The organism is Pseudomonas sp. Irchel 3A18, assembly GCF_900187465.1.
In the GTDB taxonomy this organism is placed as follows: Bacteria; Pseudomonadota; Gammaproteobacteria; order Pseudomonadales; family Pseudomonadaceae; genus Aquipseudomonas; species Aquipseudomonas cichorii.
Map to the genome: position 1 here is coordinate 257,809 of NZ_FYDI01000002.1, position 17,808 is coordinate 275,616.

Genomic DNA, 17,808 nt, shown 5'->3' on the forward strand with positions numbered 1-17,808 from the left:
AGCGGCCGGAGTTCGGAGCAGCGCCCGCAGGCGCCGCAGCCTTGCCGAAGCAAGGTCGTCCGGGGCCTTGGCCCCGGACATGGACAATCATCACTTGATGGTCAGAGCTTCCAGCTTGCCGCTGTTACCAAACACATAAATCATGTCACCAACCACCAGCGGACGCGCACGAAGACCATCGCTGTCGATACGCTCACGCCCTACGAAACGGCCATCTACCTGGCTCAACAGGTGCAGATAACCTTCCAGGTCGCCAACCGCTACATAGCTGGAAAACACTTCCGGCGCGCCCAGTTGACGGCGAGCCAGCGATTCGTTGCTCCACAGTGCAGTGGAAGAACGCTCGTCGATACCTTCGACGGTGCCGGAGGCCAGGGTCGCGTAAACGCTACCAAAGCCCTGAGCTACGCCCGAGTAGCTGGAAGCATCACGCTGCCAGAGCACACGACCGCTTTCCAGATCCAGACCGGCAACCCGGCCCTGATAACTGGCAACGTACAGAGTACCACCCGACAGCAGCAGGCCACCGTCGATGTCGACAACACGATCCAGCTCGGAACGGCCTTGCGGAATGGCAACACGCTGCTCCCAGACCGGTACGCCGTTGCTGATATCCAGCGCCACGACCTTGCCGGTGGACAGACCGGCAACAGCCAGTCGGTTGGTGACCAGCGGTGCGCCAGTACCACGCAGGGTCAGTACCGCAGGAGTGCTTTCGTAGATCCAGCGCTGGGAACCTGTGACAGCGTCCAGACCGATCACACGGTCATCCTGAGTCTGAACCACGACTACATCGCCGTTGTTCGCAGGTGGCGCCAACACTTCGCTGGTCACACGGGCACGCCATTTCTCTTCACCGGAAGAAGCGTCAAGAGCAACGATCTCGCCTTTTTCAGTACCGATGGTGACCAGACCATAGGCCACACCGACAGCACCGGAAACAGGCAGTTCGAGATCTTTCTTCCAGATCACGTCACCGTTCATGCGATCCAGGGACATGATGACCCCGGTCACGTCCGAAGCGTAGATGCGGTCGCCATCGATAGCCGGAACCAGCATGTTGTAGGTTTTGCCCTGACCGTCACCGATCGAGCGGCTCCACTGCTTTTGCAGGACCACTTCTTCTTTGAAGTCGGTCAGCTCGGCAGGAGGCAATTCCTTTTTACTGTTGCTGCTGCAACCCGCGGCCAGAATGGCCAGAGCCAGCAATGCTGCATGTTTCCAACGAATCACGTCACGCATCCCCTTTCGCCAGATCGTCGAGCTTCATTTGCAGGCCACCCACCGCAGCGTCTTCAGACAGAGCGGACTTGGCCTTTTGGTATGCAGCATGCGCCTCGTCGGTACGACCCAGTTGCACCAGCAGGTCACCCTTGAGTTCTTCACGGCTGGCCAGGAACGCCTTGTCGGCATCGCCAGCAAGCAGTTTCAGTGCATCATCAGCCTTGTTCTGCGCAGCCAGCACACGAGCAAGACGCTGACGAGCGATTTCACCCAGCGTCACGCTGGCCGGCTTGTCGGCTACGGTTTTCAGTTCTGCCGCGGCATCGTCGAGCTTGCCGGCATCGACTGCAACCTTGGCGACGAACAGGCTACCGAACTGGGCATAGGCAGTGCCACCAAATTCGCTCTTGAGCTTGCCAGCGATTTCCGCAACGCGGGCAGTATCGGCCTGGCCGCTTGGCGTCAGCGAAGTTTCCAGCAGTTGCTGATAAAGCATCGAGGCGCCTTGCGACTGCTTGCTGTTGTAGTTCTGCCATGTGTACCAGCCAAAGACCACAACCAACGCCAGCAGACCGCCAGTTACCAGGGGTTTGCCGTTGCGCTGCCACCAGTCCTTCATTACCGCCAGCTCTTCATCTTCGGTACGCGACACCCCAATACTCCTATTCGCTAAATCGGCTGTTAATCAGCTTCAACCCTGCACGACGCAGGAGGCCAGGTGCTCGGACAGAGCATCCCAGGCAATATTTTGTTGTTCGCCCTGACCGCGCAGAGGCTTGACGCCTATCTCCTGGCGGGCAAGTTCTTCATCGCCAAGGATCAGCGCATACAGCGCACCGCTCTTGTCGGCCTTCTTGAACTGGCTCTTGAAGCTGCCAGCACCGGCGTTGACCTGCAAACGCAGATTCGGCAACTGGTCACGCACACGCTCGGTGAGGGTCAGTGCAGCAAGCTCGGCCGCTTCGCCGAAGGCGCACAGGTAGACATCCACCTGACGCGAGATTTCTTCCGGGACCTTTTCAAGGGTTTCCAGCAGCAGCACCAGACGCTCGATGCCCATGGCGAAACCGACGCCCGCCGTAGGCTTGCCGCCCATCTGCTCGACCAGACCGTCGTAACGGCCACCGGCGCATACGGTTCCCTGGGCACCCAGTTGATCGGTGACCCACTCGAACACGGTCTTGCTGTAGTAATCCAGGCCACGCACCAGCTTGGGGTTGATGACGTACGGAATGCCAGCAGCATCCAGACGCGCCTTGAGGCCTTCGAAGTGGACACGCGACTCTTCGTCCAGGTAATCCGCCAGCTTCGGCGCATCGACCAGCACGGCCTGGGTGTCAGGATGCTTGGTGTCCAGAACCCGCAGCGGGTTGGTCTTGAGGCGACGCTGGCTGTCTTCGTCCAGTTGATCCAGACGCGCCGACAGGAACTCCACCAGTGCATCACGATAACGCGCACGGGCTTCGCTGGTGCCCAGGCTGTTGAGTTCGAGCTTGACGGCATTGCGGATGCCAAGCAGGCCCCACAGGCGCCAGGTCAGGACAATCAGCTCGGCATCGATATCGGGACCGTCGAGGTTGAAGACTTCGACACCGATCTGGTGAAACTGGCGATAACGGCCTTTCTGAGGACGCTCGTGGCGGAACATCGGGCCGATGTACCACAGTTTCTGCACCTGACCGCCACCGGTAATCCCGTGTTCGAGTACCGCACGCACGCAAGCGGCAGTGCCTTCCGGGCGCAGGGTCAGGGAGTCACCGTTGCGGTCGGCAAAGGTGTACATCTCTTTTTCGACGATATCGGTGACTTCGCCGATGGAACGCTTGAACAGGTCGGTGAACTCGACGATTGGCATGCGAATCTGCCGATAACCGTAGTTATCCAGCAAACGCGCAACAGTGCCTTCAAAGTGACGCCACAGCGGGGTCTGCTCGGGCAGGATGTCGTTCATGCCACGAATGGCTTGCAGAGACTTACTCACAAAAAATCCTTAGCAATCTTGATTAGCCACGCACGATGACGGATGCGTCGGCTTCAGCTTTTTCGGCCGCTTTCTCGCGAATCAAGCGTTCAAGCTCGTTCACAAGATTGTCGTTGGTCAGTTTCTGCGCAGGCTTGCCGTCGATGTAGATCAGGTTCGGCGTACCGCCCGTGAGGCCGATATGCGCCTCCTTGGCTTCACCAGGACCGTTGACCACACACCCGATGACCGCAACGTCCAGCGGCACCAGCAAATCTTCGAGACGCCCTTCCAGCTCGTTCATGGTCTTGACCACATCGAAGTTCTGCCGCGAGCAGCTCGGGCAGGCGATGAAGTTGATGCCACGGGAACGAAGGCGCAAGGACTTGAGAATGTCGTAGCCGACTTTCACTTCTTCAACCGGATCAGCGGCCAACGAGATGCGGATAGTATCGCCAATCCCTTCGGCGAGCAGCATACCGAGGCCGACAGCGGATTTCACCGTGCCTGAGCGTAAACCGCCCGCTTCAGTGATACCCAGGTGCAACGGCTGGACAATCTGCTTGGCCAGCAGGCGATAGGCTGCGACGGCCATGAACACGTCCGAAGCCTTGACGCTGACCTTGAAGTCATGGAAATCCAGACGATCCAGATGTTCCACATGACGCAGGGCCGACTCGACCAGCGCCTCGGGGGTCGGCTCGCCATATTTCTTCTGCAGGTCTTTTTCCAGGGAACCGGCGTTGACGCCGATACGGATCGGAATACCACGATCACGGGCGGCATCGACCACCGCACGCACACGGTCTTCGCGACCGATGTTGCCGGGGTTGATGCGCAGGCAGTCGACACCCAGCTCGGCTACGCGCAGCGCGATCCGGTAGTCGAAATGAATATCGGCGACCAGTGGCACCTTGACCAGTTGCTTGATCCGGCCAAACGCCTCGGCCGCATCCATATCGGGAACCGAAACCCGCACGATATCGACGCCAGCCGCTTCAAGACGGTTGATCTGGGCAACAGTGGCCGCGACATCGTTGGTGTCGCTGTTGGTCATGCTCTGGACAGCGATCGGCGCATCACCGCCGACCGGAACGGAGCCGACCCATATCTTGCGGGATTCGCGACGCTTGATTGGAGATTCGCCGTGCATGACTTATTGCCCTAGTTTCAGGCGAGCAGTTTCGCCGCTGGTAAAGGGAGCTACGTCTACAGGCTCACCGTTATAACTGACCTGCGCACCACGAGCGTAACCAAGACGCAGGGTCAAAGGCGGCCTGCCAGTGACGTCCAGACTATCACCCTTGCGCTTGAGGCCGCTCATCAAAACCTTGCCATTGCCATCGGTGACCTGAGTCCAGCAATCGGCGGTAAATTGCAGCTTGATCTGGCCCGAACCTGCAGGGATCGGTGCAGATTCGACGGGCTCGGCAGGCGTAGAAGGCACGGCAGGCGCAACCGGCGCGACAGACGGAGTGTGCGTCGCGGCAACGGCAGGTGCAGTAGGCGCTGGAGCCGCTGCCGGAGCGGTCGGTGCAGCAGCCGGCGCAGTCACAACCGGAGCAGGTGCCACAGGTGCAGTGGCAGGCACTTCGGTCGGAGCGCTCGGGGTCAGAGGCAGTGGCGACTCATTGCCAGCCTTGCTGCTTTCGGCAGCGGCCTGCTCCTCTGACTCGTCCAGTGGATGAATCTGGGTGGTGCCATCAGCGCTTTCGACCTCGACATGCTCCATGCTCAGGCCGGTCTGATCCTTGCCACGCATGGACGTCTGATCCTGCCACCAGAAAAAGCCGCCACCGACAAGAACCATCAGCAATAACAGGCTGACGATGCGCAGGATATTGTGGGAAAGGCGCACAGGCTCTTCGATACGGCCCAGCGCATGGACAGAACTGCCCTTGCCATCGGTGCCGGTGTACTGATCGAACTGATCGACCAGCGCGGCCTGATCCAGCTCCAGCAGTTTGGCGTAGGCACGCACATACCCACGGGCGAAGGTATGCCCGGGTAGCTTGTCAAAATTCCCGTTCTCGAGATGAGTCAGGGAAGACACGGTGAGGTTCAGCCTCAAAGCCACATCTGGCAGCGACCAGTTTTTGCTCTCACGGGCCTGACGCAAGGTCTCACCAGGGTTAGAGCGAGTGGTTGCTACAACTTCGGGATGCGCCGCTTTCATCATTGCTCCGACAGGTATTGCTGATATTCCGGCGTACCGGGATAGAGTCTTTTGAGTTGCAGGCCAAAACTGGCCGCCTTGTTACGGTCGTCATAGACCTTGGCCAATCGAATGCCGAGCAGCAGGCTACGCGCATTCTGCTCGCTGAGTTGGCTGAAACGGTCGTAGTAGTCACGCGACGGCACATAATGCCCGTCTTCGTAAGACAACTCAGCCATTTCCAGCAAGGAACGTGGCTGTTGACGGTCAAGACGCAGTGCCTTGGTGAAATGCTCGCGAGCTTCCTCGCGCTTGTTCAGCTTCAGGGCGGTCATGCCCAGGCTTTCAAAGACCCGTGACCGCTCAGGATACAGGTTGTCTGCGGCAGCCTGCTGGAAACGTTCGTAAGCTTCCTGGTAGCGCTTCTGCTCGTAAAGGAAACTGCCGTAGTTATTGACGATTCGAGCATCGTTGTTGCTTGAAGACAATGCCTTGCGAAAGTGCTGGTCAGCCAGTTCAGGCTCCATCTCGGCCTGGAACACCAGCGCCAGCGCGGCATTGGCGTCAGGGTCGGAACTGTCGAGTTCCAGCGCCTTCTTCAGCGGTACCTTGGCGCGCTCGGTCTGACCCTGCTGGAAATAACCCAGCCCGAGCTGCACGTATGCCTTGCGAGCTTCATCACGCCCTTGCGGTGTCTTGAGTGGATCGACATGCCCTGTCGAAACGCACCCTACCAGCAACATAACAAAGCATGACAACAGCAAGGCACGCACAGACATGGAGTCCCTCTCGGTCAGTTTCGAGCGCCAGCGTTTGGAGCCGCATCGGCCTCGGCATTGAGCTCACGCACTGCAATATAGCGTTCACTGCGGCGCGTGCGGTCCATCACCTGCCCGACCAACTGGCCGCAAGCAGCATCGATGTCCTCGCCACGCGTGGTACGCACAGTGACGTTATAGCCAGCCTGATGCAACAGATCCTGGAAACGACGGATCGCATTGTTGCTCGGACGCTCGTAACCGGAATGCGGGAACGGGTTGAACGGGATCAGGTTGATCTTGCAAGGGGTGTCCTTGAGCAGCTCGATCATCTCGATGGCGTGCTCGACCTTGTCGTTGACGTCCTTGAGCAGGGTGTACTCGATCGTCAGCACGCGCTTCTCGCCCAGACTGGACATGTAGCGGCGGCAGGAGTCGAGCAGGACGCTCAGGGGATACTTCTTGTTCAGCGGCACCAACTGGTTGCGCAGTGCGTCGTTGGGCGCATGCAGCGAAAGGGCCAGCGAGACGTCGATGTGCTTGGACAGCTCGTCGATCATCGGTACCACGCCAGACGTGGACAACGTCACGCGGCGCTTGGAAATGCCATACCCCAGGTCATCCATCATCAGATGCATGGCGGCAATGACATTATCGAAGTTCAGCAGTGGCTCACCCATGCCCATCATCACCACGTTGGTGATGGCACGGTCGACGGTTGCCGGGACACTGCCAAAGGATTTGTTGGCAATCCAGACCTGGCCGATCACTTCGGCGGCGGTCAGGTTGCTGTTGAAGCCTTGTTTGCCGGTGGAGCAGAAACTGCAATCCAGGGCACAGCCCGCCTGGGACGAAACACACAAGGTGCCGCGCTTGCCCTGGGGGATATAAACGGTTTCGACGCAGCTGCCGGACTCTACGCGCACCACCCATTTACGGGTGCCATCGCTGGAGATGTCCTCGCTGACGACTTCAGGACCTCGTATTTCGGAACAGGCCTTGAGCTTTTCGCGCAATGCCTTGCTGACGTTGGTCATGGCGTCGAAATCATCGACGCCAAAGTGGTGAATCCACTTCATGACCTGACCGGCACGGAAGCGCTTCTCCCCGATAGAGTCGAAGAATTTCTCCATTTCCTGCTGAGTAAGGCCCAGGAGGTTGGTTTTACCAGTCGTTGCAATCATGAATTCACCCTTCACTCGTCAGTCGGCAGGACTTAGCGAGCGGTTACTTCTGTAGCTGCGAAAAAGTACGAGATTTCGCGAGCGGCAGCAGCTTCGGAGTCCGAGCCGTGAACAGCGTTGGCGTCGATGGAATCAGCGAAGTCAGCGCGGATGGTGCCTGGAGCAGCTTCTTTAGGGTTGGTAGCGCCCATCAGCTCACGGTTCAGAGCGATAGCGTTCTCGCCTTCCAGAACCTGAACAACGACAGGACCGGAGATCATGAAAGCAACCAGGTCGCCGAAGAAACCACGAGCGCTGTGCTCAGCGTAGAAACCTTCAGCTTCAGCCTTGGACAGTTGCTTCAGCTTGGAAGCAACAACGCGCAGACCGGCTTTTTCGAAACGAGTGGTGATCTCGCCGATTACGTTTTTAGCAACGGCGTCAGGCTTGATGATGGAGAAAGTACGTTGAACAGCCATGTGAAACTCCAGAAACAATGATTAAAGCGAAAAATTAAACCCGCGAATTATACGCGGGTTCTGGTGTATTGCCTAACTGCTTGCGTTACAGGTTCAGTCAGCTTCTTCGATCCAGGCCGCCTGAATGGCTTCCAGGACCTTTTCCCCGCCACGATTGAGCTCGTCGTCGAACCCTGGCAGCTCGGCTACCCAGTTGCGAAGATCGACGAAATTCACATAGCGCGGATCGACATCAGGCCTGGTTTCAGACAACTGAATCGCGATTTCCAGCACATCGACCCATTTGAGACTCATGAGCGTTCCTTGAATCAATGCGGCGCTTCGGCAGCATGGTTGAGCGAATACTTCGGAATTTCAACGGTGAGGTCTTCATTTCCGACGATTGCCTGACAGGACAGGCGCGAATGCACTTCCAGCCCCCAGGCCTTGTCCAGCATATCTTCTTCCAGCTCATCCGCCTCGTTCAGCGAGTTGAAACCCTCGCGAATGATGCAGTGACACGTCGTGCAGGCACAGACGCCGCCGCACGCACTCTCGATCTCGATATGGTTATCGTGAGCGATTTCAAGAATAGACGTACCGGGCTCCACCTCTACAACCAACCCGTCCGGGCAATGCTCGGCATGGGGCAGAAAAATCACCTGCGGCATCAGTTATTCCTCAATATCATTCAGGTTGCGCCCCGCGAGTGCGGCTTTCACCGTCGAATTCATGCGTCGGGCAGCAAATGCATCGGTCACCTGCGACAGACGCCGGGTCTGCTGCTCGATGGCCGGACCATCGGTGCCTTGCATCAATTCACGCAATTCTGTCAGTTGCAGATCGATCACCATCCGCTCTTCGGCATCGAGCAGACGATCGCCATCGACTTCAAGCGCGGCCTCGACCGCCTCGACAAGGCGTCGGGCGTCAACCTGCTGTTCACGCAGTACCCGGGCGACCTTGTCGTCACCGGCGTACTCGAACGAATCCTTGAGCATCCGGGTAATCTCGCCATCCGTCAGGCCATAGGACGGCTTGACCTGAATGCTCGACTCGATCCCCGAGCCCAGTTCACGGGCAGACACGCTGAGCAGACCATCCGCATCCACCTGGAAGGTGACACGAATTTTCGCAGCACCGGCCACCATCGGCGGAATACCGCGCAGCTCGAAGCGAGCCAGAGAGCGGCAGTCGCTGATCAGCTCACGCTCGCCCTGCAGGACATGAATCATCATGGCCGACTGGCCATCCTTGTACGTGGTGAAATCCTGAGCGCGGGCCACGGGAATGGTGGTGTTGCGCGGAATCACCTTCTCCATCAGGCCGCCCATGGTTTCAAGCCCAAGGGAAAGCGGAATCACGTCCAGCAATAACAGGGCTTCGCCATCTGTCTTGTTGCCAGCCAGGGTATCGGCCTGGACCGCAGCGCCAATAGCAACCACCTGATCAGGATCGATCTGGGTCAACGGCTGGCGACCGAACAGCTCGGCCACGGCTTCGCGAACACGCGGCACACGGGTCGAACCACCGACCATGACCACGGCTTCGACTTCTTCAATCTCGACGTTTGAATCACGCACCGCACGACGGCAAGCCTTGAGGCTGCGAGCAACCATCGGCTCAATCAGCGCATTGAAAGCATCACGCGTCAGCACGCCACGCCAGTCGCCGTGAGCCACTTCGACCGATTCAGCATCGGTCAGGGCTTCTTTCGCCGCACAGGCGGTCTGCAACAGGCTGCGCTGCACGGAAGGATCAAGGCTGGCGGACAGGCCGGCATCAGCAACAATCCAGCTGGCAATCGCGTGGTCGAAATCATCGCCACCCAATGCAGTATCGCCACCAGTGGCCAGCACTTCAAAGACACCGCCGGTCAGGCGCAGAATGGAAATATCGAACGTACCGCCGCCCAGGTCGTAAATGGCGACTACGCCTTCGGCTTTCTGGTCCAGACCATAGGCAACCGCAGCAGCCGTCGGCTCGTTGAGCAGGCGCAGCACATTGAGGCCGGCCAGTCTGGCGGCATCCTTGGTGGCCTGGCGCTGGGCATCGTCGAAATAGGCCGGCACGGTAATGACCGCCCCCACCAGATCGCCACCCAACGTAGCTTCGGCACGCTGACGCAGCACCTTGAGAATATCCGCCGACACTTCCACCGGGCTTTTCGGCCCCTGAATGGTGTCAATGAACGGCATGTGCGACTCACCCTCGACAAAGCGGTAAGGCAATTGCTCGCCCAGTTGCTTCACGTCACTGAGGCCGCGCCCCATGAGACGCTTGACCGACAGCACGGTATTGAACGGATCGACAGAGGCAGCCGCCTTGGCCGACAGCCCGACCTCGACGCGATCGGCGTGATAGCGCACCGCAGACGGCAGAATGACCTGCCCGTCGGCATCGGCAAGGGGCTCGGAAAGGCCGCTGCGCAATGCAGCCACCAGCGAATTGGTAGTGCCCAGGTCAATACCGACAGCCAGACGACGCTGGTGCGGTTTAGGACTTTGCCCGGGTTCAGCGATCTGCAGTAAGGCCATGCTTTTCTGAATAATCACAGGCGTGCGGCCGGGGCGGCACGGGGTTAATCGTCGAGGCGCTCTTCCAGCTGGCGCACTTCGTAGGAAAGCTTGTCGAGGAACTGCATACGCCGCATCAGCCGTTCGGCGTGCTCGCGCTGTGCAGCATCGTCCCAACAGGCGGCGAAGCTTTCGTTCAGTTCATCCTGAGCGCTTTTGAGGCGGCGCTTGAAGACCGCGACACCCGCCAGATCAGCCTCATCCTGCAGATCCTCCAGCTCTTCGCGCCATTGCATCTGCTGCAGAAGAAAATCAGGATCGTGGACAGTGACTTCCAGCGGCACCTCATCGCCTTTCATGACCAACAGGTAACGCGCTCGTTTCGGGGCGCTCTTGAGGGTCTGATAGGCCTCGTTGAGGCGGGCGGAATGCTCAAGCGCCAGACGCTGCTCACGCTCGTCGGCGTCAGCAAAACGGTCTGGATGTACGCTGCGCGCCAGCTCACGATAGCGCGTCGCCAACTGGTCGAGATCAAGACGAAAATCGGGCTTGAGGTCGAACAGGGCGAAGTGACAAGGAGTACCCACGGATAAAAGCCTCAGACGTTGAAGCTTTCGCCGCAGCCGCACTCACCGCGCGAATTGGGGTTATTGAACTTGAAGCCTTCGTTCAAACCTTCACGGACGAAATCGAGTTCGGTGCCGTCGAGGTAGACCAGGCTTTTCGGGTCGATAATCACCTTGACGCCATGCAGCTCGAACACGCTGTCCTCGGTACCCGCCTCGTCGACGAACTCGAGTACATAGGCAAGCCCTGAACAGCCTGTGGTGCGAACCCCAAGACGAATGCCATCACCTTTGCCGCGTCCGTCGAGGGAACGACGTACGTGGTTAGCGGCAGCTTCTGTCATGCTGATAGCCATCGGAACTCCTTTCTTGTCGCCAGCTTTCTCTGAAAAGACCGCTTCTTACAGCAAGCCTTTCTTCTGCTTGTAGTCACGGACGGCAGCCTTGATGGCGTCTTCCGCGAGTACCGAGCAGTGAATCTTTACCGGAGGCAGAGCAAGCTCTTCAGCCAGCTGAGTGTTCTTGATGGTCTCTGCTTCATCCAGAGTCTTGCCCTTCATCCACTCGGTCGCCAGGGAGCTGGAAGCGATGGCGGAGCCGCAGCCGTAAGTCTTGAACTTGGCGTCTTCGATGACACCTTGCTCGTTGACCTTGATCTGCAGACGCATCACGTCGCCACAAGCTGGAGCGCCGACCATGCCGGTGCCAACATCAGGATCTTCCGCGTTCATCTTGCCAACGTTGCGCGGGTTCTCGTAGTGGTCAATGACCTTTTCGCTGTAAGCCATGATTATGTTCCTCTCACATCAGGGAGTCGCTCTACAGGCCGGTCAACGGGGTTGCTCCCGGCCTGTGTGGCGGCGACTTTAAATTAGTGCGCCGCCCACTCGATCTTGGAGATATCGACGCCATCTTTGAACATGTCCCACAGCGGCGAAAGAGCGCGCAGCTTGGTAACAGCCTCGCAGACTTTCTGCGCGGCGTAGTCAATCTCTTCTTCAGTCGTGAAGCGACCAAAAGTGAAGCGTATCGAGCTATGTGCCAGTTCGTCATTACGACCAAGGGCGCGTAGCACGTACGAAGGTTCAAGCGATGCCGACGTACAGGCCGAACCGGACGAAACCGCCAGATCCTTGAGCGCCATGATCAGCGACTCGCCTTCGACATAGTTGAAGCTCAGGTTCAGGTTGTGCGGTACGCGAGCCGTCAGGCTGCCATTGACGTACAGCTCTTCCAGATCTTCGACCTGCTTGAAGAAGCGGTCGCTCAGGGCCTTGATGCGAACGTTCTCGCTCGCCATCTCTTCCTTGGCGATACGGAAAGCTTCGCCCATGCCAACGATCTGGTGAGTCGCCAACGTGCCGGAACGCATGCCACGCTCGTGACCGCCACCGTGCATGGTCGCTTCGAGGCGAACACGCGGCTTGCGGCTCACGTACAGCGCGCCGATACCCTTTGGACCGTAGGTCTTGTGGGCCGAGAACGACATCAGGTCAACCTTGAGGCTGGCCAGATCGATTTCAACCTTGCCGGTGGACTGAGCGCCATCGACATGGAACAACACGCCACGCGAACGGGTCAGTTCACCGATGGCAGCGATGTCGTTGATGGTGCCGATCTCGTTGTTCACATGCATGATCGAAACCAGGATGGTGTCGTCGCGCAGGGCAGCTTCGATCATGGCCGGCGTGATCAGGCCGTCTTCGCCCGGCTCGATGTAGGTCACTTCAAAACCTTCACGCTCCAGTTGACGCGTGGTGTCGAGAACGGCTTTGTGCTCGACCTTGGAGGTGATGATGTGCTTGCCCTTGGTGGCGTAGAAATGCGCTACACCCTTGATGGCCAGGTTGTCGGACTCGGTGGCACCGGAGGTCCAGACGATTTCGCGCGGATCGGCGTTGACCAGATCAGCAACCTGACGGCGGGCGTTTTCGACGGCCTCTTCGGCCTTCCAGCCAAATACGTGGGAGCGGGAAGCCGGGTTACCGAAGTTTCCGTCAACCAGCAGGCAATCCATCATTTTCTGCGCTACGCGCGGATCGACCGGCGTGGTCGCAGAGTAATCGAGGTAAATCGGCAACTTCATTGAATCTCTCCTATCAGGCAGGCGCACCGCTCATTCATCTGCGTTCATTCGACGGCGGACGTTTCAATCTTACCCAGCTGCGACGCATTGTTATTACTGCGGCGCATGTCCTGGCGCTGGGCGACTTCCTGCACCTCACGGCGAGTGACAAGATCCGCCAAGCTGATACCGCTTAAAAATTCATGAATCTGCTGGCTGAGGTCGCACCACAGGTGGTGGGTCAGGCAGGTATCACCGGCATGGCAATCACCCAGGCCCTGGCAACGAGTGGCATCGACCGACTCATTGACCGCATCTACGACCTGAGCAACCTGAATGCCCTGCATGTCGCGGGACAACTGGTAACCACCACCAGGACCACGCACGCTCGAAACCAGATTGCTGCGGCGCAGCTTGGCGAACAATTGCTCAAGGTAAGACAGGGAAATGCCTTGCCGCTCAGAGATATCGGCCAGAGACACTGGCCCGTGCTGCGCATGCAATGCCAGGTCAAGCATTGCTGTTACAGCGTATCGGCCTTTTGTAGTCAGTCGCATGGCGTGTACCGCGGAGGTTCGGAATGGGAGCGAGTATGCTATTCCCGAGTATTTAAGTCAACTATTAGACCTAGTGAAACAGTCGGGATTAGCCAAAATAGCGGGCAGTATCATAGCAAAGGCGCGTCGTATTGACACGCCTCCATATTCAGCAAGCTCTAGCCGACCTTCTCTTCGCTCTTATCCTTCACGCAATCGAAAACCTCGTCATGCAGCTTGGGCAGCTCCTTGGCGCAGTAATCGCTGCCAAGACGCCCCAGAGCGCCGCCCATGTCTTCCAGGCGAGCATCCACAGCTTGCAGGTGATCGAGCAACTGGCCAATGGCCCGGGCAACCGGGTCCGGCATGTCGGCACTGACACCATAGGCGTCGAACCCCAGCTTCTCGGCCATCGCCTTGCGCCGTGCTTCTGCTTCGTCATCTGATTTGACGATGATGCGCCCCGGAATCCCCACCGCCGTCGCACCCGCCGGTACAGCCTTGGTGACTACTGCGTTGGAGCCGATCTTGGCACCCGCGCCCACCGTGAACGGCCCAAGCACCTTGGCACCCGCTCCGACCACGACGCCATCCTCAAGAGTCGGGTGACGCTTGCCTGCATTCCAGCTGGTACCACCCAGCGTCACACCCTGATAGAGCGTGACATCGTTGCCGATCTCGGCCGTTTCGCCGATCACGATACCCATGCCGTGATCGATGAAAAAACGACGACCAATGCGCGCACCGGGGTGTATCTCAATACCGGTCATCCAGCGCCCGAAGTTGGACACCATCCGCGCCAGCCACTTCCAGCCGTGGCGCCACAGAATATGCGCCAGCCGGTGCAGCCAGATGGCATGCATGCCCGGGTAGCAGGTCAGCACATCAAAAGCGTTACGCGCAGCCGGATCACGATGAAAAACACTTTGGATATCTTCGCGCAGACGTTCAAACATCATTGATCCTTCCGCTTATAAGGTTCACCGCGAGCCACTTTCTGGGTCTCGGTGAGGATGCCACGCAGAATGCTCAGCTCGGAGCGTTCCACCTCGCTACGACCATACAGGCGACGCAGCCGCGCCATCAGATGACGGGGCTTCTCGGGATCAAGAAAGGCGATGTCCACCAGCGCCGCTTCCAGATGACCATAGAAGCCCTCCATCTCATCCATGGTCGCCAGCTCGGCATTACGCGCCGCTGCGACTGGAGCTGTCGTCGACTCCTGCGCAGCCAGCCAGGACATGCGCACTTCGTAGGCCAGTACCTGAACCGCAGCCGCCAGATTGAGCGAACTGAATGCAGGGTCCGACGGGATATGGACGTGGTAATGACAACGCTGCAGCTCTTCGTTGGTCAGGCCGGCATGCTCGCGACCGAAGACCAGCGCAACCTCGGCGCCCTGCCCGGCCTGCTCGACGACCTTCACGCCAGACTCACGCGGGTCGAGCATTGGCCAGGGAAGACTGCGATCACGAGCACTGGTGCCCAGCACCAGACTGCAACCCACCAGCGCTTCTTCAAGGGTCGCAACGACCTGCGCACCTTCAAGAATATCGCCAGCACCCGACGCTCGCGCATCAGCCTCGGGAGACGGGAACACACGCGGCTCGACCAGTACCAGGCGCGAAAGCCCCATGTTTTTCATGGCACGCGCAGCCCCACCGATATTTCCGGGATGGGTAGTGCCGACCAGGACAACACGAATGTTCTGCAGCAAAGCGAGCGCTCACCGACAAAATTAAGGGGTGCAAATCTTACAGAACCTGCCTCATTAACGCCATGAACCTTACAGAGGCGCAGCCACGGAAAATCGTAAAACCTGATCGGGACGACAATGCCGGGGCTGGAAATAATTCGACTTAACCCATAGAATACCCGGCTCTCTTTAACAACCTTAGGTGAATTGTCCATGCAGCCCATGCTGAATATCGCGCTGCGCGCCGCCCGCAGCGCCAGCGAATTGATTTTCCGCTCCATCGAGCGCTTGGATACCATCAAGGTTGACGAAAAAGAAGCCAAAGACTACGTCACGGAAATCGACCGTGCCGCCGAGCAGAGCATCATCACCGCCCTGCGCAAGGCTTACCCTACCCACGGCATCCTCGGCGAAGAAAGCGGCCTGCACGCAGGCAGCGGCGAAGGCGCAGATTACCTGTGGATCATCGACCCGCTGGACGGCACCACCAACTTCGTTCGTGGCATCCCCCATTTCGCCGTCAGCATCGCCTGCAAATACCGCGGTCGCCTTGAGCACGCCGTTGTTCTCGACCCGGTTCGCCAGGAAGAATTCACCGCCAGCCGTGGCCGTGGCGCAGCACTGAACGGTCGTCGTCTGCGCGTCAGCCAGCGCAAGAGCCTTGAAGGCGCCCTGCTGGGTACCGGCTTCCCGTTCCGCGACGAGCAAATGGACGGCCTGGAAAACTACCTGGGCATGTTCCGCAGCCTGGTCGGCCAGACCGCCGGCATCCGCCGCGCAGGCGCTGCCAGCCTGGACCTGGCCTATGTTGCAGCCGGTCGCTTCGATGCATTCTGGGAATCAGGCCTGTCCGAGTGGGACATGGCAGCGGGCGCACTGCTGATTCAGGAAGCAGGCGGCCTGGTCAGCGACTTCACAGGCGGTCACGACTTCCTGGAGAAAGGCCACATCGTTGCCGGCAACACCAAATGCTTCAAGGCAGTCCTGACTGCCATCGCTCCACACCTGCCGCCTTCGCTGAAACGCTGAATGGCAGATGTAAAAAAACCGGCTTTCGCCGGTTTTTTTATGCCTGCTGAGCGTAGGAGCGAATTCATTCGAGAATAAGCCCGACTACTCCCACATCACGGCTTATTGAGCAGCCTGACTCAGAATCAGCTGACCATTCTTGTCCACAGGGATCTGACTACCCGGGTCATTGGCCATACGGACCTGTCCAACCTTCTCGTTCAACTTGTACTTCACGTTGTAGCCCACGACCTTGTCACTGATATCGTTGACGGTATTGCAACGCGTTTCAGTCGTGGTGTAGGTATCGCGGTTCTGCATGCCTTCCTGAACCTTGTTACCCGCATAACCACCGCCTACCGCACCGGCGACCGTGGCAATCTTCTTGCCGTTACCGCCGCCAACCTGGTTACCGAGCAAGCCACCCGCCACAGCACCGATCACGCTACCCACGATCTGATGCTCGTCCTTGACCGGAGCACGATGGGTAACGGCTACATCCTTGCAGACCTCACGAGGGGTCTTGATTTGTTCCTTGATCGGCTCGACGGCCAACACATCTGCATACTCTGGGCCGCCCTTGACCAGGCTGTAGGTGGCAACAGCGCCACCAGCGGTAACGACAGCAGCACCCAACACAGCACCAACAAGCAGAGACTTGTTCACTTTGAACCTCCTGACCTACGGACGCGTAGATTCTTTCCTACGCACTGCCAAGCCTTGGAGCATAAAAAAAGGCGCGAGTTCCGAACTCGCGCCTTTTCATTTCTTCATTTTTAGCGGGGCATCAAGGCAAATCATCCGCCTTCTCGGTGACAACCGGAGGAATCAGATCCTCGGTGGTCAGGTTCAGCCAGATCAGCATCACGTTGGCGATGTAGATCGACGAGTAAGTACCCGCCAGAACACCGATGAACAACGCAATGGAGAAGCCTTCCAGGCTATCGCCACCGAACGCCCACAACGCAATGATTGCCAGCAGCGTGGAAACCGAAGTCGCGATGGTGCGCAGCAAGGTCTGAGTGGTGGAGATGTTGATGTTCTCGATCAGCGAAGCCTTGCGCAGCAGGCGGAAGTTTTCACGGACCCGGTCGAAGACCACGATGGTGTCGTTCAGCGAGTAACCGATGATAGCCAGCACCGCCGCCAGAACCGTCAGATCGAACGTGATCTGGAAGAACGACAGGATACCCATGGTCACGACCACGTCGTGAATCAGGGAGATGATCGCGCCGATCGCAAACTTCCACTGGAAACGGAACGCCAGGTAGATCAGAACGCCACCGAGCGCCAGCAGCATGCCGATACCGCCCTGGTCGCGAAGCTCTTCACCAACCTGAGGACCAACGAACTCGACGCGCTTGACGGTTGCCGGGTTATCGGCACCCGCCTGGCGCAGCGCTTCAGCGACCTGGGTGCCCAGTTGCGGGTCTTCGCCCGGCATGCGCACCAGCAAGTCAGTGGTCGCGCCGAAGCTCTGAACCACAGCATCGTGGTAACCAGCCGAAGCCAGCTCCTCACGTACCTTGCCCAGGTCCGCAGGACGCTCGTAGGTCAGCTCGATCAGCGTACCGCCGGTGAAGTCCAGACCGAAGTTAAGCCCTTTATGGAACCAGCTGAACAGCGCCAGTGCAGTAAGGAGCATGGTAATAGCGAACGCAACATTGCGAACGCCCATGAAGTTGATGGTACGTAACATGGCA

At 58.6% G+C, this 17,808-nt stretch carries 21 protein-coding genes; 1 reads left to right on the forward strand and 20 read right to left on the reverse strand.

From position 1 onward, the window contains the following. Positions 1–90 precede the first annotated feature (90 nt). The 18 genes from bamB to trmJ all read right to left on the reverse strand — a co-directional run bounded on the left by bamB (position 91) and on the right by trmJ (position 15,118). Complete coding sequence (gene bamB / locus CKW23_RS04185) at positions 91–1,242, reverse strand: outer membrane protein assembly factor BamB (RefSeq protein ID WP_025258846.1); 1,152 nt, start codon at positions 1,240–1,242, stop codon at positions 91–93. After that, positions 1,235–1,876: a tetratricopeptide repeat protein gene (locus CKW23_RS04190; protein WP_025258845.1), complete on the reverse strand. Its 642-nt coding sequence runs from the start codon at positions 1,874–1,876 to the stop codon at positions 1,235–1,237. Before CKW23_RS04190 ends, bamB begins: the two co-directional genes overlap by 8 nt. 39 nt (positions 1,877–1,915) lie before the next feature. Then, complete coding sequence (hisS, locus tag CKW23_RS04195) at positions 1,916–3,205, reverse strand: histidine--tRNA ligase (RefSeq protein ID WP_025258844.1); 1,290 nt, start codon at positions 3,203–3,205, stop codon at positions 1,916–1,918. Between the two features lie 22 nt (positions 3,206–3,227). Next, entirely contained in the window at positions 3,228–4,337 is a 1,110-nt protein-coding gene (gene ispG / locus CKW23_RS04200) for a flavodoxin-dependent (E)-4-hydroxy-3-methylbut-2-enyl-diphosphate synthase (protein WP_025258843.1), read from the reverse strand. A gap of 3 nt (positions 4,338–4,340) precedes the next feature. Continuing rightward, the gene (locus CKW23_RS04205; RefSeq protein WP_025258842.1) at positions 4,341–5,360 is read right to left on the reverse strand and encodes a RodZ family helix-turn-helix domain-containing protein; all 1,020 of its coding nucleotides are present in this window, start codon (positions 5,358–5,360) and stop codon (positions 4,341–4,343) included. After that, a complete protein-coding gene (gene pilW / locus CKW23_RS04210; RefSeq protein ID WP_025258841.1) occupies positions 5,360–6,118 on the reverse strand; it encodes a type IV pilus biogenesis/stability protein PilW in 759 nt (252 codons plus the stop codon). The genes CKW23_RS04205 and pilW overlap by 1 nt, the downstream gene beginning before the upstream one ends. Positions 6,119–6,132: 14 nt before the next feature. Next, positions 6,133–7,281 carry a 23S rRNA (adenine(2503)-C(2))-methyltransferase RlmN gene (rlmN, locus tag CKW23_RS04215; protein ID WP_025258840.1) on the reverse strand — a complete coding sequence of 383 codons (1,149 nt, stop codon included), beginning with the start codon at positions 7,279–7,281 and terminating at the stop codon, positions 6,133–6,135. A gap of 32 nt (positions 7,282–7,313) precedes the next feature. Further along, positions 7,314–7,739 carry a nucleoside-diphosphate kinase gene (gene ndk / locus CKW23_RS04220; RefSeq protein ID WP_025258839.1) on the reverse strand — a complete coding sequence of 142 codons (426 nt, stop codon included), beginning with the start codon at positions 7,737–7,739 and terminating at the stop codon, positions 7,314–7,316. A gap of 93 nt (positions 7,740–7,832) precedes the next feature. Further along, positions 7,833–8,033, reverse strand: coding sequence for a Fe-S cluster assembly protein IscX (gene iscX, locus CKW23_RS04225; RefSeq protein WP_025258838.1), 201 nt, complete (start codon positions 8,031–8,033; stop codon positions 7,833–7,835). A gap of 14 nt (positions 8,034–8,047) precedes the next feature. Next, complete coding sequence (gene fdx / locus CKW23_RS04230; RefSeq protein WP_025258837.1) at positions 8,048–8,389, reverse strand: ISC system 2Fe-2S type ferredoxin; 342 nt, start codon at positions 8,387–8,389, stop codon at positions 8,048–8,050. 3 nt (positions 8,390–8,392) lie between these two features. Continuing rightward, positions 8,393–10,255 carry a Fe-S protein assembly chaperone HscA gene (gene hscA, locus CKW23_RS04235; protein ID WP_025258836.1) on the reverse strand — a complete coding sequence of 621 codons (1,863 nt, stop codon included), beginning with the start codon at positions 10,253–10,255 and terminating at the stop codon, positions 8,393–8,395. A gap of 44 nt (positions 10,256–10,299) precedes the next feature. Then, positions 10,300–10,821, reverse strand: coding sequence for a co-chaperone HscB (gene hscB / locus CKW23_RS04240; protein ID WP_025258835.1), 522 nt, complete (start codon positions 10,819–10,821; stop codon positions 10,300–10,302). Positions 10,822–10,832: 11 nt separating this feature from the next. Continuing rightward, entirely contained in the window at positions 10,833–11,156 is a 324-nt protein-coding gene (iscA, locus tag CKW23_RS04245) for an iron-sulfur cluster assembly protein IscA (RefSeq protein ID WP_025258834.1), read from the reverse strand. A 45-nt stretch (positions 11,157–11,201) separates the two neighbouring features. Further along, positions 11,202–11,588, reverse strand: coding sequence for a Fe-S cluster assembly scaffold IscU (iscU, locus tag CKW23_RS04250; protein WP_002552476.1), 387 nt, complete (start codon positions 11,586–11,588; stop codon positions 11,202–11,204). 83 nt (positions 11,589–11,671) lie between these two features. Beyond that, positions 11,672–12,886 carry an IscS subfamily cysteine desulfurase gene (locus CKW23_RS04255; RefSeq protein WP_095067084.1) on the reverse strand — a complete coding sequence of 405 codons (1,215 nt, stop codon included), beginning with the start codon at positions 12,884–12,886 and terminating at the stop codon, positions 11,672–11,674. 44 nt (positions 12,887–12,930) lie between these two features. Beyond that, on the reverse strand, positions 12,931–13,422 hold the full coding sequence (iscR, locus tag CKW23_RS04260; RefSeq protein ID WP_025258832.1) for a Fe-S cluster assembly transcriptional regulator IscR: 492 nt from the start codon (positions 13,420–13,422) through the stop codon (positions 12,931–12,933). Between the two features lie 158 nt (positions 13,423–13,580). Further along, positions 13,581–14,357 (reverse strand): serine O-acetyltransferase, encoded by a 777-nt coding sequence (cysE, locus tag CKW23_RS04265; protein ID WP_095067085.1) that lies wholly within the window; start codon positions 14,355–14,357, stop codon positions 13,581–13,583. After that, the gene (trmJ, locus tag CKW23_RS04270) at positions 14,357–15,118 is read right to left on the reverse strand and encodes a tRNA (cytosine(32)/uridine(32)-2'-O)-methyltransferase TrmJ (RefSeq protein WP_025258830.1); all 762 of its coding nucleotides are present in this window, start codon (positions 15,116–15,118) and stop codon (positions 14,357–14,359) included. The genes cysE and trmJ overlap by 1 nt, the downstream gene beginning before the upstream one ends. A gap of 192 nt (positions 15,119–15,310) precedes the next feature. Here trmJ and suhB point away from each other — a divergent pair, with 192 nt between their 5' ends. Beyond that, positions 15,311–16,126, forward strand: coding sequence for an inositol-phosphate phosphatase (suhB, locus tag CKW23_RS04275; protein ID WP_025258829.1), 816 nt, complete (start codon positions 15,311–15,313; stop codon positions 16,124–16,126). A 102-nt stretch (positions 16,127–16,228) separates the two neighbouring features. On the opposite strand, the gene CKW23_RS04280 is transcribed toward suhB, so the two are convergent. Next, positions 16,229–16,771 carry a glycine zipper 2TM domain-containing protein gene (locus CKW23_RS04280; RefSeq protein WP_025258828.1) on the reverse strand — a complete coding sequence of 181 codons (543 nt, stop codon included), beginning with the start codon at positions 16,769–16,771 and terminating at the stop codon, positions 16,229–16,231. 121 nt (positions 16,772–16,892) lie between these two features. Further along, on the reverse strand, positions 16,893–17,804 hold the full coding sequence (secF, locus tag CKW23_RS04285) for a protein translocase subunit SecF (protein ID WP_095067086.1): 912 nt from the start codon (positions 17,802–17,804) through the stop codon (positions 16,893–16,895). Positions 17,805–17,808: the final 4 nt, after the last annotated feature.